Annotated in this window: 12 protein-coding genes and 2 tRNA genes; 13 read left to right on the top strand and 1 reads right to left on the bottom strand. The window is 42.5% G+C overall.

Annotated features, from left to right (window positions below):
* Nucleotides 1–405 (top strand): hypothetical protein (locus T489_RS15245; RefSeq protein WP_031579950.1); only part of this gene is annotated, 405 nt, incomplete at its 5' end.
* A 96-nt stretch (nt 406–501) separates the two neighbouring features.
* Here T489_RS15245 and yhbY read toward each other — a convergent pair.
* On the bottom strand, nt 502–801 hold the full coding sequence (gene yhbY, locus T489_RS0110265) for a ribosome assembly RNA-binding protein YhbY (RefSeq protein ID WP_031579949.1): 300 nt from the start codon (nt 799–801) through the stop codon (nt 502–504).
* A gap of 223 nt (nt 802–1,024) precedes the next feature.
* On the opposite strand from yhbY, the gene T489_RS0110260 reads away from it, so the two are divergent.
* From T489_RS0110260 to T489_RS0110195, 12 genes are all read left to right on the top strand, one after another.
* The gene (locus tag T489_RS0110260) at nt 1,025–1,459 is read left to right on the top strand and encodes a dUTP diphosphatase (protein WP_031579948.1); all 435 of its coding nucleotides are present in this window, start codon (nt 1,025–1,027) and stop codon (nt 1,457–1,459) included.
* 276 nt (nt 1,460–1,735) lie between these two features.
* Nucleotides 1,736–3,187, top strand: a complete 1,452-nt coding sequence (locus tag T489_RS0110255) for a metallophosphoesterase family protein (RefSeq protein WP_031579946.1) — start codon at nt 1,736–1,738, stop codon at nt 3,185–3,187.
* 20 nt (nt 3,188–3,207) lie between these two features.
* A complete protein-coding gene (locus T489_RS0110250) occupies nt 3,208–7,083 on the top strand; it encodes an AAA family ATPase (protein ID WP_031579945.1) in 3,876 nt (1,291 codons plus the stop codon).
* Between the two features lie 348 nt (nt 7,084–7,431).
* Complete coding sequence (rlmE, locus tag T489_RS0110245) at nt 7,432–8,091, top strand: 23S rRNA (uridine(2552)-2'-O)-methyltransferase RlmE (RefSeq protein WP_031579944.1); 660 nt, start codon at nt 7,432–7,434, stop codon at nt 8,089–8,091.
* Nucleotides 8,092–8,120: 29 nt separating this feature from the next.
* On the top strand, nt 8,121–10,094 hold the full coding sequence (gene ftsH, locus T489_RS0110240) for an ATP-dependent zinc metalloprotease FtsH (RefSeq protein WP_031579943.1): 1,974 nt from the start codon (nt 8,121–8,123) through the stop codon (nt 10,092–10,094).
* Between the two features lie 589 nt (nt 10,095–10,683).
* Nucleotides 10,684–11,466, top strand: coding sequence for an AAC(3) family N-acetyltransferase (locus T489_RS0110230; protein ID WP_031579942.1), 783 nt, complete (start codon nt 10,684–10,686; stop codon nt 11,464–11,466).
* A gap of 170 nt (nt 11,467–11,636) precedes the next feature.
* Entirely contained in the window at nt 11,637–12,539 is a 903-nt protein-coding gene (gene folP / locus T489_RS0110225; RefSeq protein WP_031579940.1) for a dihydropteroate synthase, read from the top strand.
* Nucleotides 12,539–13,879: a phosphoglucosamine mutase gene (glmM, locus tag T489_RS0110220; RefSeq protein WP_031579939.1), complete on the top strand. Its 1,341-nt coding sequence runs from the start codon at nt 12,539–12,541 to the stop codon at nt 13,877–13,879. The genes folP and glmM overlap by 1 nt, the downstream gene beginning before the upstream one ends.
* A 169-nt stretch (nt 13,880–14,048) precedes the next feature.
* Entirely contained in the window at nt 14,049–14,816 is a 768-nt protein-coding gene (gene secG, locus T489_RS14425) for a preprotein translocase subunit SecG (RefSeq protein WP_051622019.1), read from the top strand.
* Between the two features lie 94 nt (nt 14,817–14,910).
* Nucleotides 14,911–14,995, top strand: a tRNA-Leu gene (locus tag T489_RS0110205).
* Between the two features lie 51 nt (nt 14,996–15,046).
* Nucleotides 15,047–15,131, top strand: a tRNA-Leu gene (locus tag T489_RS0110200).
* A 298-nt stretch (nt 15,132–15,429) separates the two neighbouring features.
* The coding region (locus tag T489_RS0110195; RefSeq protein ID WP_198020473.1) for a hypothetical protein at nt 15,430–15,738 on the top strand (309 nt) is incomplete at its 3' end.

The raw sequence follows: 15,738 nt of genomic DNA, 5'->3' as shown, positions 1-15,738 counted from the left end.
CTGTTCAGGATTGCCAAGCAGACCATTGGAGGAAACAGATATAGAACCTCCAAGAATGAGACAACAGAAGGAAAGACTTTTGTAATGTTCCTTGCCAGTGCCATTGGAATGATGTTCAGACAAAGAGTAAAGCACGCAACCGCCAACGGCATGAAAATGCCTTACGATTCAGATAACAAACTGCTGGCAAATCTAGATTCCATCGAACAGACGGTATTCAGGGAAGGTTGTTATTACACTCCTGTAACCGGTGTTCAAAGAAGGATAATGGAAGCATTGGACATTCCTATGCCTTCTACGGAAATATTTGGAAAACTCTCGAAAGAAGAAGAGGAAACAGACGAAGACGACAACATACAGTCATTGGACGAACTGGATATTATCCTAAGTGAAATCGAGAAATAGAAAGACCGAACCTCACGTTATTTGAAATTCGGTCTTATGTGTCCTAAACATATGAATTACAACAAAGTTTAGGTAAATAACAAGTAATTCTACGTATTAAGCCTTTGGCAGACTGTAACTGCTTTCTTTTTTCTTCTGCTTAAAGAAAGTAACATTGTTACCCATAATCTGTACTATGGCCATGTCGGCTCTGGTTGCCAGTTCTGCAGCCACTGCTTCTCTTACTTCCTTTTCCTGACCGGCAATTTTAACTTTAATCAGTTCGTGATGGTCAATGGAAGTCTTGATTTCTTCGATTACGCTGTCAGTAACTCCTTTCTGGCCAATCATTACAACCGGCTTGAGATCGTGAGCCTTTGACTTGAGATAAAGCTTCTGTTTAGTGGTAAGTTCCATAATATACATCCTTCAAAATTTTCTGCATTATACAGATTTTTGGGAGGTGTGTGAATATTTATACAACATTTGCGCTGATAAAACTGATGTTCAGAAAACACGGGAAATTTTAAGACCGGTTATTTTTAGGCTCAAAATAGACTATAATAGACCCGGTTAGTTTAAACAGTACCGGAGAGTTCTTTTTAGAATTTTCCCGTATTCCGACATATGAGTGTAAATTATGAAAGTTAAACCTTTAGTTGAGAATTTTATTAAACCTGAGTATAAAACCGAGTCTGCAGGTGGCATGGATATTTATTTCCAGCAGGATGTGACTCTGGTTGTGGGCAGGGATAACGTTGTTAATCTGGGCTTTGCGGCTGAAGTTCCGTCAGGACACGTAGCACTTCTGTTACCCCGTTCAGGCGCAGGTATCAAGGGGATTGGTCTGCGCAATACCGTAGGTGTAATTGATTCGGATTACCGCGGAGAATGGATTGCTCACATTGTTGTTGATGAACAGGGCGACAATACCGCAGGAAAGGAAATAACTTTCAAGAGAGGTGAAAGAGCCATTCAGAGCCTTATCGTTCCGGTTGCCGTTGAAAGCATTGAAATTGTTGACGAGCTTTCCGAAACAGCCAGAGGTGCCGGCGGATTCGGTTCAACAAAGTAATATCAGATTTTAGAATACAGTTTTTTTGCCGTTTCCCAGATCCCGTGGAAGCGGCTTTTTTTTTTGAGTTTTCTGTTTATGGAATCTGATTTATTATAAGGTGATGCATATCGAAATTCTGATGCCGTTGTTAAAAACATAATGACAAATATATTTTTTAGTGGTATCTTGTTTTGTGTATAATAAATATTCTGATTATCCCCGGCTGTCGCTGATTACCGGCAGCACGTCCCCGTTCCCGTAAGATGATTAAAGATAGTAGAGGCTGAGTTGAAAATGACTGTTAATAACGAGAATGTAAAGAATGAAAGTATTATTGCGGGTAAAAATTTAAAGGTTCTGCATACTTCGGACTGGCATATCGGCAAATATCTTTATCAGTATGACAGAAGTGCGGAATATGCCGCACTGAAGGAAAATGTCATTAAGCTGCTGTCTGATGAAATGCCTGATCTTTTTCTGCTTTCAGGGGATATATTTGACTGTTCCAATCCTTCCGTTGATTCAGAAAAATTTCTGGGAAGGGTCATTAATGAGCTTCATGCTGAATTTCCTGAAATGCATGTTGTTATTACTGCCGGTAACCATGACAGTTCAAGAAAGGTGGACAGCATAGGCATATACACATCCTTCTGTGATCATCTGCGAATCATCGGTGAACTTCCCGTAGTTTACGATCCAGAGCAGCACAGCTGTTCAGTGGATTTTGAAAAAATAGTATATCCTGTTGTGGATAAGGATATCCTGAAGGGGATTGTCGTGGCCTTCCCGTATATTCCGATGTCCAGACTGTGCACAATTACCATGCCTGATTCCGTTGACAGAATGAATTATGAACAATGCATGCGTTATGTTCATTGTCAGGCTCTTGAATATCTTAAAGGATACGTGAAGGAAAAATTCAATACCGATGCTGAAAATGTGCCGGTAATATGCACAGGTCACTGTTTTGTAAGTAGTTCTGAAATCAGAAAGGCGGAAGAGGAAAAATCCATGGATTACATTGGCGGACAACAGGCCGTAGGCACTGGTATTTACAGTGGGTTTGATTATGCCGCACTTGGACATATTCATCTGCGTCAGAAGGTTTCTCACAATATCTGGTACAGCGGTTCTCCTTTCCCGATTAATTTCGGGGAAATTGATTACGCAAACGGCGTCAATATGGTTACCTTCTCAAAAAAACAGTCCGTTTCTGACAAACTGTCAACAGAGCCGGTACGCCGTGAATCATTTGAGGTGACTGTTACCGAACGTGTGTTTGACAGAGCCGTAAAGCTCGTGAGATATCCTGCTGATGCCGAAAAGGAAGGCATTTCTGAAAAAGAATTTGATGATGTTATCAGGCAGCTTCAGTGCCTTCCCGAGGTTAAGCCGGAGATAAGACCGTTTTACAGTTTCAGCATCTGTTTTGATCCGGATGATACCAGATTTAGCAGTATAGGCGCTTTACGTGAATTTGCCGACAGCACTCTGAACGAATTACAGAACGTGATTCGTCTGTGTGACATGAAGATTATGGTAAGTAAAAGGGGAAAAGATGACAGTTCACATTTCAACAGGGATATTCATTCCCTGAAGGATATCCTTGATCCTCTTGATCTGGTTACACGTCTGTACAGAGAGAGCTGCGGGGATGAGAAGGCTGATTTGCCTGATGACATGAAAAAAGTACTTGAAGAACTGGTGGAAGAAGTAAAAACCGAACAGCAGAATACCGGCAATTAGTAGTAGCGGAGATTTTAAGAATGAAAATTTTAAAGGTAAAAGGACATAATCTGGCCAGTCTTGAAAATTTTGAAATTGATTTTGAACATCAGGTTACCGATAAGATTTTTGCGATTATCGGAAACACCGGTGCCGGAAAAAGTACCATTCTTGATGCTGTATGTCTTGCTCTGTATGCCTCTACTCCGCGCTCAGGTACTGATTCAGGCGGTAAATATATTCCATGCGGTGACGGTTCGTTCATCAAGGCTTCCGGTGGAACGAGCATCATGACAAGAGGAAAAAACGAAGCTTTTGCTGAGGTTGATTTTATCGGTCAGCAGAATATCCGTTACAGAGCCTTTGTGAGGATTTACAGAAAGAAGGCCAAAAGAAACAGTAGTGAGAAGGCTCTTAAAAAGAATATGGCTTTTAACTGCTTAATGCAGGTTCTTCATGATGACGGAACTGTAGATCATGAAGTACAGAATACCGAACACCCAAATTCTTATTCAAAAGCAGCGGAACAGTACATCGGGCTGTCATGGGAACAGTTCAGTAAGGTCATTATCCTTCCTCAGGGGGATTTCATGGCATTTCTCAATCAGGATACAGATGAAAAGACCGTACTGCTTGAGAAGATGACGGGAACCGGAATTTATCAGCAGATCCATAAACAGTTACAGAACAGACTGCAGGAAGTGTCAAAGCAGACAAATGAAATGGAAGTGGTGAAGACTTCCATCAGGTTAATGACTGATGAGGATCGGTTTGAAGAAGAAGAAAAAATGCATCTGTGTGAAAAAGAACTGCAGGAAAAAAAAGAAGTTCAGGAAAAACTGAATCGTGTTAAAGAATGCGGAAAAAACATTCAGAAGCAACAGCTTCTGATTGCCGCAAAAAAAGAGGAAATCGCAGGAATCGGAAAAAGAAAGGAAGAACTTCAGACTGATTACATGAACATCAGTCTATATGAAAAAACACTTGTATGCCGTGATGATTTTCTGCATCTGAAGAATGCTGTTGATACTCTGAAAAAGCATGAAAACAATATTGAAGAGCAAAAAAGAGAGATTCAGAGAGAACAGCAGGAACACTCCGCACTGAAGGCTGAAAAAGAGCGGTATGATTCTGAGCTGAAGACCATTATTGTTGAAGAGACTGAAAAGCTGCCACTTATCCAGGAGGCCGAGAAGCTTGAAAAGGTACAGATAGAAGCGAAAAATGATGTTCAGAACAGGCAGAAGATCTTCGTCAATGCCGAAAATGACGAAAAGAACAGCCTGAAGGAAAAGAATAGACAGGATCATGAACTGGCCGTCATCAGCACTGAACTACAGACTCTTAATAAAGATTACGATGCAAACAAAAAATTTGAGTATATGAAGGATTTCTGGGCAATACAGAAGTCAAAACTTACCGATTACTACAGGTTAAAGAAGAAATTAGCCGGTTATGAAGGCAATTTACATAAAAAGAAGCAGGAACTGGCGGATTACTTAAACATATTGAAGAACATGAAATCTGACATCCTGACTCATGCCGAAAAACTTGAGGTGTCTCTTGATGAAAATCAGCAGGATAACTGCCGGAAGATTGGTCTGATTGAGCAAGTGATTAATTCCTATATGTCTGAGCAGGGAAGATTACTGTACGTGGAAATGAAGCAGATTTCTTCAAATAAGGAAAAACTCAGAAATTCGTATGAATCAATTAAAAAAACTCACGGCATCGTTATCGATTTACGGAAAAAATATGCATTTTACGATGACAAAGAAAAATCTCCGATAAAACTTGCGGAAAAAGCCCTGGAAGAGCTGAACAGAGAAGTCAAGAATATTGACGTAAAGATTAAAATAGTCGAGCTTGCCAAAGAACTCAGACCGGGAGAAGAGTGTCCGCTGTGCGGTTCTCTGGAGCATCCTAAGGCTTTTCATGCGGACAGTCTGGAGCTTTACAGACAGCAGAGGGAAGAAAAGCTGAAAGAAGTGCAGCAGTGCAGGGAGCATATCGATGAGGAGCGTCATAAGTGTGAAAGTATACTTAATGACGGAAGGATGAACAGAACTCTGCTGGATAAGGAAACTGAAAATTTCAACATACTGTCACAGACCGTAAAAGATTCATTAGGTTTATTAAGGGATAAATGGTTTGCAGCTGTAATGCAGTCCATCGGTTCCTGCGGAGATAATGGTGTGACGGTTCTGTTGAGAGATTTTGCTCTTGCCGTTGAAAAATTCATAAACGAGACTTCCGAGGTGCTTGCCGTTGCTGACAAGTCCGTAGACAGCAGGGTTTTTGAATGGAATTTTGCAGAAATCAATGATTCATACATAATTGAAAAGGCGGGGGCAACGGACAGGAAATTAAATGAATTCAGTTCATGCTGCAGAGCCGTTATGGATATTTCAAACAATATTGTCAAGAAACAGCAGGAGATTGACGGTAAGGGTGAGGATATTCAGAATACTGAAAAAGTCATTCTGTCAGTAACTGACGATATAGACAGGTTAATTCCGAAGAAAGCATCTTCGGAATATAAAACCTGGCAGGAGCTTTCCGCATTCGGTGATTACGGCGAAGCTGAAAACGGCATAAGAAAATATGATGAAATAGTTACATCAATCAGTGAATACTGTACCAGAAAGGAGGAACTTGAGGAACAAAAGAAAATAGTTTCCGTTAAGGTTCAGAATGCTGAAAGCAGTCTGAAAACAGATCACGACAGAATGGAAAAGTGTAAGAAAGAGCTGTCTGAAGCCGTTATAAGAAACAATGATGTTGCCGAAGCTCATAAAAAGCTTTTTGACGGTAAATCATCAGCGGAAGTCAGAGCGGATCTGAATAAAAGAAAGTCAGCCGTTTCCGAAAAGGTAACCGGCGCAGAGTCCTCACTGAAATCCAAGCAGGTTTCACTGGAGAAGGCGGCCGCATTACTGAAAAAAATGGAGAATGAGAAAGCGGTTCAGGAACAGTCGATATCAGAAGCTGAGGAAAAGTACAGAAAGGTGCTGCTTGATAACGGCATAGCTGTGGAAGATGCTTTAAAGGGCTGCGGTATTTCGGTGGATGAATACAATGCTGCCAAGAAAAATACAGATGAAATCAGACAGATGGAAGAAAAATTAAACAGGGAAATCGGACAGGCCGGATGCCTGATAGAGCAGGATGTGAATACCGTTAACGGCCTGAAGAACAGTCTGCCTGAAGGAGTCGTTATTCTGCCGCAAGTCACTGTAAATGAAGATTTCTACAATAAGCTCAATGAGGATATCAGGAACATTGAACAGCAGAAGAATGCTCATGCGTTTAAACTGATGACGGATCGTGAAAATCAGAAAAAACTCAGTGATGTCAATGCCCAGATAGAAAAAATCCAAAAGGATCATCAGGTTGAAATCCGTCTTATGGAATTGTTCAGGACCCAGCATAACCTTGGCAGATACGCACAGCGCATAACTTATGGTTATCTGGTTGAAATGGCAAATAAGTACATCATGTCTTTTACCGGCAGATATTCCCTAAAGGTCATATATCTGGAAACAGAAAAAGCTGTGGATAAAAACAAATTTGAACTGGTGGTAATCGATCATGATACGGGAGGTCTGGAAAGACCTATATGTTCTCTGTCCGGCGGGGAAAAATTCAGAATATCTCTTGGCATGGCTTTAGGTCTTTCAGATCTGATAACCGGAAACATCAAGGTTGAGAACATGTTTATCGATGAAGGATTTGATACCCTGGACAATGAAAGACTGGAAAATCTTCTGATTTCCCTGAGAAGCCTCAAGTCTGATCGGCAGATCGGCATAATTTCCCATGTGGAGCAGATTGTTTCCGGTAATATGATTCCGACACTCATTGAAGTCAGAAGCAGGGGAGGCAAGGGCAACTTCAGTGAAGTTCTGATAAGATAGAAATCATACCGGGGCGTGAGTCCCGGTTATTTTTTAATCATTAGAGGATGAGATAATATTCTCTTGAAAAACAGACATTCAGCCCATATTTTAAGAGATGACACCTGTAATCGGCAGAATTGAAAACTCTCAGTCATACGGTACTGTATCTGGTTAAGGACGCAACCTTTTAGGATTGCTTCATATTATTGATAAATGCGGAAAGTTGTTATTTTGCTGTATGGAATAAATTTGTTAATATGATATGATTTACAGGTGGAATATTAAGAAAATTTACAGTGGAGGGATGATATCTTCGGTTTGAAATCCGGAATATCTGAAAACCGTAATTTATAAAAATAAACGATAATGACAAAAAAGAAACGAACAGCCAGTCAGACAAGATGGTTAAAAGAACATTTTGATGATGTCTACGTACAGGAAGCTCATAAAAAAGGGCTTCGTTCCCGTGCCAGTTTCAAAATTGAAGAAATTCAGGGAAGAGACAGAATCATCAGGGAAGGATACAAAGTTGTGGATTTGGGTGCGGCTCCCGGGGGCTGGTCACAGTATGCCATAGGTTGTGTCGGTGAGCACGGGCGTGTGGTTGCCTGTGATATACTTCCAATGACTCCAATCAACGGGGTTGATTTCCTCTGCGGTGATTTCAGGGAACAGGAAGTACTTGATAAACTGCTCGAGATAGTAGGTGATGACAAGGTTGATGTAATACTTTCCGATATGGCTCCTAACATGTCTGGAAATATAAACGTTGATCAGCCAAGAGCCATGTATCTGGTTGAACTTGCCTATGACATGTGCCGTCGAATACTAAGAACGGGCGGTTCTTTTGTGGTTAAGGTATTTAACGGTGAAGGAACGGAAGATTATCTGAAGCTTTTAAGAAGATCCTTCAAGGAAGTAAAGGTAAGAAAACCTGATGCCTCACGACTGAGATCCAGAGAAGTATATTACGTAGGTCTTGGTTTCAAGGGCTGTGAAGTAGAAGATCAGGATATTTTCAGGTAGTTTTTTGCCTGAAAAAAGGAAAACAAATAATGAAAAAAAATCTAATACTGATGATTATTGTTGCCATTGTTTTAGGATATGGCTATTTATCATTCAATGAGGTCAATGAGAATGCTTCTGCTAAGCGTGATTACGTGGCTTTCAAGGCTGATATCGCTGCAAATCAGATAAGATCCGTTAAGATTGACGGACGCAGCATTACCGGTTACCGTACCAACGGAGAGAAATTCAAGGTCATCATGCCTATGATTGACCAGGATCTTCTGCCAAAGCTTGAAGAACACAAGGTTGAAACAACAGGTGTTCTCCCTGAAGAACCAAGTCTGCTGTTAAGTATTTTCGTATCATGGTTCCCGATGATCATTCTGATCTTCGTATGGATCTGGTTCATGCGTTCTGCTCAGGGCGGCGGAAAGGGAGCTTTCAGCTTTTCCAAGAGCAAGGCCAAGGAATTCAGGGAAGATGAGGTTCATACCACTTTTGCCGATGTGGCAGGCTGTGATGAAGCCAAGGACGAAGTGAAGGAACTTGTTGATTACCTCAGAGAACCTGGAAAATTCCAGAAGCTCGGCGGTAAGATTCCAAGAGGCGTGCTTCTTGTAGGTCAGCCAGGTACCGGTAAGACACTGCTCGCAAAAGCCATTGCCGGTGAAGCAAAAGTACCGTTCTTCTCCATTTCCGGTTCTGACTTCGTTGAAATGTTTGTGGGGGTCGGTGCATCACGTGTAAGAGATCTGTTTGCCAAGGCCAAGACCAAGTGTCCGTGCATTATCTTTATTGACGAAATTGATGCCGTGGGCAGAAAGAGAGGTATCGGTATCGGCGGCGGTCACGATGAACGTGAACAGACACTGAATCAGCTGCTGGTTGAAATGGATGGTTTTGAAGGTAACGAAGCTGTTATCGTGATTGCCGCAACCAACCGTCCTGACGTGCTGGATCCTGCTCTTCTGAGACCTGGCCGTTTTGACCGTCGTGTAACCGTTGGGCTGCCTGATATCAAGGGCAGAGAACAGATTCTCAAGGTTCATACCCGCAATGTTCCTATTGCCGAAGATGTGGATATCAAGATGATTGCCCGCGGAACACCGGGTTTCTCAGGTGCGGAACTGGCAAATCTTGTTAACGAAGCCGCTCTGGCAGCCGCACGCAAGAACAAGAATCTGGTTAGCCAGGCTGAATTTGAACTGGCCAAGGATAAACTTCTTATGGGTCCTGAACTCCGTTCAAAGGTTATGAACGAGAAGGAAAAGATCAATACCGCATACCACGAATCAGGTCATGCCATTGTCGGCAGAATGCTTCCTGATTTTGATCCGGTATACAAGGTTACCATTATCCCTAGAAGCAGAGCTCTCGGTGTAACCATGTATCTTCCTGAAAATGAACGCTTAAGCTATACCAGAAGCTATCTTGAGGATTCCATCGCCACTCTGTTTGCCGGCCGCATAGCCGAAGAACTGATTTTCGGTGAGGATAATGTGACCACCGGTGCTTCAAATGATATTGAACGTGCCACATACTGGGCCCGCAACATGGTTATCAGATGGGGTATGAGCAAGAAGGTAGGTCCTCAGCTTCTGGAAGGAGAGGAATCCGAAAACTATCTTGGTAACAGTTCTTCTTCATTAAGAGCCATGTCAGATAATTCTCAGAATGTTATTGATGATGAAATCAGAGCTATTCTGCAGAAGAATTACGACAGGGCAAAATCAATTCTTGAAACCAATATGGATATTCTTCATGCTATGAAGGATGCTCTGCTCAAGTACGAAACAATTGATTCAGAGCAGATTGATGATCTTATGGCAAGACGTCCTGTAAGGGAACCTGACGGATACAACACTTCCAAGTCTGCTGACAGCGGAAATGACGATCAGGACAAGCCTCAGAACCCTGAATCCGGTAACGGCGGGGACGCTCCTAAGGCAGAACCTGCTCAGGAACAGCAGCAGGACGGAGCTCAGAACAAACCGTCAAAGCCGTCACAGGACAGCTTTTAAAGCTATTCCGTAACTGAAATGCAAGGTCCTCAGAAGTGAGGACCTTTTTTTTGGAGGAAAATATCTGTAGGTAAATTATTTAGGTTTTCTGCTGTCCATAATAAAGTACAGATCCATTGAATATGTTTGTTTTAAAATGTTTCTGTGTAAGTTTTGCCGTTTTATAATAATGTCCTGAAAGTAAGGTGTTTATATAAGTCTTTTGGCCCTGGCGGTATGGTATCAACCACAGATTCAACGATGATTATTCCGAAAGCGGTACTGTCGCCAAGTGATACAACGACCTGAAGCCTGCGGTATTATAACTATCCGGCCTCAATGCAGTATTATCCCGTGGTAAAGAAAACGGAGGCGTGTCGTAAATGGCCTGAAATTCTGAGCAGGCAGAACAGCGGTTCAGACGTCATGAACGCTAATGATGACATTCTTATGAAGAGGACGGAGCCTGAATCGGAAGAAAACAGGGGCTGACTTCGAGTGGTGAGGAAACGAAATGAAATGATGTGGAGCATCTGTAGGCTGTCTGCATTATAAAATTATAATCAGTAAGACTGATATTCTTAAACGATAAACAACGAAAGAGGAAAAAATGAGACCGATAATTAAAAAAGATGTAACTGAGGCTCTGGAACAGGCCGGAGTTTCAAAGGGGCAGGTTCTGATGGTTCATACCTCCATGAGCAGTATCGGCTATGTATGCGGCGGGGCTCAGACAATAATCGAGGCTCTGACTGAAACAGTAGGTCCTGAAGGAACGGTTATGATGCCGACTCAGTCATGGAAGAATCTTGATCCAGCGGACGGAGTGCACTGGACAGTCCCGGAAGAGTACTGGCAGATTATCAGGGATAACTGGCCTGCCTATGATAAAAGGATAACACCGACAAATACCATGGGGGCGGTTGCGGAAATGTTCAGAAACTGGCCGGGAACACTTCGCAGTGATCATCCGGCTCGTTCAGTGGCTGCATGGGGCAAATTTGCGGAATATCTGACGTCAGATCATGACCTTTCCAATATATTCGGGGACGGATCACCAATAGGCAGACTCTATGAGCTTGATGCAAAGGTCCTTCTTATCGGAGTCGGTTATGATAAGAACACTTCTCTGCATCTTGCCGATGTACGGGCCGGGTATCCCGGAAAGCATAACTGTACGGAATACAGTGCCGTGATGGAAAACGGCGCAAGAGTCTGGAAGGAGTATGAAACACTGTTCGTGGACGGCGAGGATTTTGAAAGAATAGGTACCGACTTCGAAAAGAATCATAAGGTTCAGAAATCTGTACTCGGTAATGCGGAACTCCGTTTCATGAGTCAGAGAGAACTGGTCGATTTTGCGGTTGGCTGGATTGAAAAATTCAGAAGATAGACCAGGTCGGAATACCGCATGATACGCCGCGAAAGACCTTAAAATTTGAGATCGGTTTTAAAGTTGACAGACACATGTGGTATTTATATCGGTAAAAATTTCTATTTATGCCCTTTGTGGTAAAATGCGGTAAGGTTTATTGTTTTTACAGATATTAGCCGAGAACTACCATGATATACAAGTTAACCGCGCATGACAGAACTCTTACTCTGGATCAGCCGAGAGTAATGGGTATCTTAAACGTAACTCCTGATTCCTTTTCTGACGGCGGAGAACATAATACTCTTGATAAGGCGATGGCTCATGCCGAACGTCTTGTAAAGGAAGGCGCTGATATTATTGACGTAGGCGGTGAATCAACCCGTCCAGGAGCTGCTGAAGTTTCCGTTCAGGAGGAACTTGACAGAGTGGTTCCCGTAGTAGAGAAAATAGCTAAGGAACTTAATGTTTTCATATCCATGGATACATCAAAGCCTGAAGTAATGAAAGAAGCCTTCAATGCCGGCGGTCATCTGATTAATGATATCAGAGCCCTGAGCATGCCGGGTGCTCTTGAAACCTGTGTGGAACTGAATGCTCCCGTATGTATCATGCATATGCTTGGTGAACCAAAGACCATGCAGACCAATATTGAATACAAGGACCTTCTCGGTGATATTTCAGAGTTTCTGTTCAGAAAGCTTCACACCTGCCTGAATGCGGGAATTTCAAAACAGAACATCATTATTGATCCGGGTATCGGCTTCGGTAAAACCATGGACCAGAATTATGAGCTTCTTGCCAGACTGGAAACCTTCAACAGCTTCGGTTATCCGATTCTTGTAGGTCTTTCACGTAAATCAATGATAGGAATGCTTACTGAAGCTCCTGTTAATGCAAGACTCCCCGGCTCTCTGGCACTCGCAATGTATGCGGTTAACAAAGGAGCCAAGATTATAAGAGTTCATGACGTGGCCGAGACGGTTCAGGCTTTGGAATGCTGGAATTATGTGAAACGTTTTGAAACCAGGGGACCAAAGCTCAGAGAATTATTGCAGATTGGAAAAATTATTAAAAATAGGAAACAGAAGTAATGAATAGAAAATATTTTGGTACTGACGGTGTAAGAGGCAAGGTTGGTGAATATCCTATAGTACCTGAATTCGCAATGAAATTAGGCTGGGCAGCCGGTAAGGTTCTGTCAGAAAAGGGAACCAAAAGGGTTATTATCGGTAAGGATACCCGTATTTCCGGTTATATGCTCGAAGCTGCTCTTGAAGCAGGTTTCAGTGCGGCCGGTGTTGATTCCGTTCTGCTGGGACCAATGCCTACTCCTGCAGTTGCTTACCTGACAAAGGCGTTCAGAGCAGAGGCTGGTGTGGTAATCAGTGCGTCACACAATCCGTTCTATGATAACGGCATTAAGTTCTTCTCCAAGGACGGTACCAAACTTCCTGATGAAATCGAGCTGCAGATTGAAGCCCTTATTGATCAGCCTATGACCGTGGTTGAAGCTGCCGAACTCGGTAAGGCCAGCAGAAAAAATGATGCTCCCGGCCGTTACGTTGAATTCTGTAAGAGTACTTTCCCTAATACCTATACACTGAACGGCAAGAAGATTGTTCTTGACTGTGCACATGGCGCCACATATCAGGTTGCAACCATGGTATTCAAGGAACTCGGTGCCAGTGTGATCACCATCGGTAATACTCCTAACGGTATTAATATAAATGACGGCTACGGTTCAACACATCCTAACAATCTTATTCTCAAGGTTCTTGAAACCAGGGCCGATTTCGGTATCGCATTTGACGGTGACGGTGACCGTGTTCTGATTGTTGATGAAAAGGGACAGGTTCTCGACGGTGACGTTCTGCTGTACATCATTGCTGAATATCAGCAGAGATTCAACAAACTCAACGGCGGCGTGGTTGGTACACAGATGTCAAACCTCGGCTTTGAACAGGCTCTCGGAAGACTCGGTATTCCGTTTGAAAGAGCAAAGGTCGGTGACCGCTATGTTATGGAAAAGCTGCTTGAACTCGGCTGGTCACTGGGCGGTGAAAATTCAGGTCACATCATCAGTTTAAGACACACCACTACCGGCGACGGTATTATCAGTGCCTTACAGGTTCTGAGAGCAATGTGTGAATATAACGTGCCTGTAAGTGAACTTCATAAGGATGTTAAGCTGTTCCCTCAGGAACTGGTTAACGTTCGTCTCTCTTCAGGTTTTGATGCTCTTACCGACAGCGAAGTTCTTGAAGCCAAGGCCAAGGCTGAAAAGATTCTCGGCAACAAGGGCCGTGTTCTGTTGAGAAAATCAGGAACCGAACCTCTGGTGCGTGTAATGGTTGAAGGTGAAGACGGAGCTCTGGTGAAGGAACTTGCCAGCAGTATTGCCAATGTAATTGTTAAGCAGAGTCAGAGCTAATCTGAAGAATTTTTTCAGACAGTCATATAAATGTGGGAGAAGCTTATTCCCGGATAGTGGGAATAAGCTTTTTTTAGGTATGATTGGGTACATTGGACAAAAAAATTTTGAAAAGCTTATATACTTTGATAGAATAAGCCACAAAAACAGCTATAGCTGAGGTGATGTAATGAGTTATTTGTATGCGATTCTTTTAGTTCTCTTTTTAATTGTTTCTGTATTATTGATTGCCTTTATTTTAATGCAGCAGGGAAAGGGAGCAAGTATGGGGGCATCATTCGGTGCCGGTGCTTCTAACACTTTATTCGGTTCCGCAGGCAGTGCCAACTTCTTCGTGAAGACCACCTGGGGGCTTGCCGCCGTGTTCTTTATTCTGGCAATTGCCCTTGGTTACATGAACAGTCATCGTTCAACTGAAAACGCTGATGATTTCAGTAAGATTGCTGATACTCCTGCAGAAGTTAAGACTGAAGCAGCCGGTGCTCCTGTAGAAGTTAGGACTGAAATGTCTGATGTTGCTGACAAGAGCAAGGAAGCAGTTAATGAAGCTGCTGATGCTGTAAAGGAAAACACTGATGCTGCTGTCAGCGCTGTAAAGGAAAACACTGATGCTGCTGTCAGCGCTGTAAAGGAAAACACTGATGCTGCTGTCAGCGCCGTAAAGGAAAATACTGATGCTGCTGTTAATTCCGCAAAGGAATCAGCAGAATCTGCGAAGAATGAAGTGAAGTCAGCGGTAGATTCAGCAAAAGATCAGGTAAATGCCGGTGTTGAAGCTGCCAAGGATTCAGTAAATACTGCAGCTGCTGAAACCAAGGCTGCCGTAAGTGAAGCTGGTGACAAGGCCAAAGAAGTTATCAACAGTGTAAAAGAAGATGTTAAGACTACTGCTGATCAGGCTGAAAAGGCTATAGTGAACACAAAAGAAGCAAACTAACTATATTTTTAAAATAGTTGTTGTAAAGAGTGCGCCCATTAGATATAATGAGCGCACTTAAACGTTAGAGGGTAAACCTCTGATACCGATGAATGCCCGGGTGGTGGAATTGGTAGACACGCTACCTTGAGGTGGTAGTGCTTAGCGGCGTGCGGGTTCAAGTCCCGCCTCGGGTACCATTCATCAGACATCAAACTCAATGAAGAGTATAAAATAAAATATCTAATTGTGCCCGGGTGGTGGAATTGGTAGACACGCTACCTTGAGGTGGTAGTGCGTAATGGCGTGCGGGTTCAAGTCCCGCCTCGGGTACCAATTAAGATTGTTCAGAACAGTCCCTTAACAGGGATTTTTTTTTTGCCTTCAGGAAAATACTTTTCCATTCTCTGTTTCAATGAATTCTCCGGTTATGCACAGTGACAGTAACCGTCAGCCTTATATAAATAAAAATGCCGTTAAACCTAAACTCCGCACGCCCTAGTTTATAACTAGGGCGAATCTCATCATAAAACCATTAAATATCACATTTATTCCCATGTTTTTAAAAAATTCTCTTTATTTTTTTTCGTTATGGGTATAACATAGTCCATAATATATCTAATGGACTATTTATATGACAGACTCAACAGACATCAAGTGGAATTTCTCCAGTTATACAGACAAAAAAGGTAGAACCTACATCATCTCTTACTACAATAAATGGGATTCAGTAAAAAAGCAGTCACGTGTCGCCAAACGTATTCATGTAGGCAGACTTAATACCGATAACGGAAAGGTTTCATTGGGAAAAACCTATCTTGAACAACACCCTGAATATATAGACTGTTCTGTCTTTTATGAAGACAACCGACTTGTTGTCAGGTCTGATGAAGAAGCTTTATCCATTCAGCGGGATGCTGATATTGATTTGTCCTGGAGATGT

This window comes from Ruminobacter sp. RM87 (assembly GCF_000701925.1).
GTDB classification, from domain to species: Bacteria; Pseudomonadota; Gammaproteobacteria; order Enterobacterales; family Succinivibrionaceae; genus Ruminobacter; species Ruminobacter amylophilus.
This window is presented reverse-complemented; position numbering and strand designations above follow the sequence as displayed.

Coding starts and splice junctions, on each gene's coding strand:
- glmM (WP_031579939.1), top strand. CDS start 12,539: ATGAATAGAAAATATTTTGGTACTGACGGTGTAAGAGGCAAGGTTGGT.
- yhbY (WP_031579949.1), bottom strand. CDS start 801: ATGGAACTTACCACTAAACAGAAGCTTTATCTCAAGTCAAAGGCTCAC.
- ftsH (WP_031579943.1), top strand. CDS start 8,121: ATGAAAAAAAATCTAATACTGATGATTATTGTTGCCATTGTTTTAGGA.
- T489_RS0110260 (WP_031579948.1), top strand. CDS start 1,025: ATGAAAGTTAAACCTTTAGTTGAGAATTTTATTAAACCTGAGTATAAA.
- rlmE (WP_031579944.1), top strand. CDS start 7,432: ATGACAAAAAAGAAACGAACAGCCAGTCAGACAAGATGGTTAAAAGAA.
- T489_RS0110250 (WP_031579945.1), top strand. CDS start 3,208: ATGAAAATTTTAAAGGTAAAAGGACATAATCTGGCCAGTCTTGAAAAT.
- T489_RS0110230 (WP_031579942.1), top strand. CDS start 10,684: ATGAGACCGATAATTAAAAAAGATGTAACTGAGGCTCTGGAACAGGCC.
- T489_RS0110255 (WP_031579946.1), top strand. CDS start 1,736: ATGACTGTTAATAACGAGAATGTAAAGAATGAAAGTATTATTGCGGGT.
- secG (WP_051622019.1), top strand. CDS start 14,049: ATGAGTTATTTGTATGCGATTCTTTTAGTTCTCTTTTTAATTGTTTCT.
- folP (WP_031579940.1), top strand. CDS start 11,637: ATGATATACAAGTTAACCGCGCATGACAGAACTCTTACTCTGGATCAG.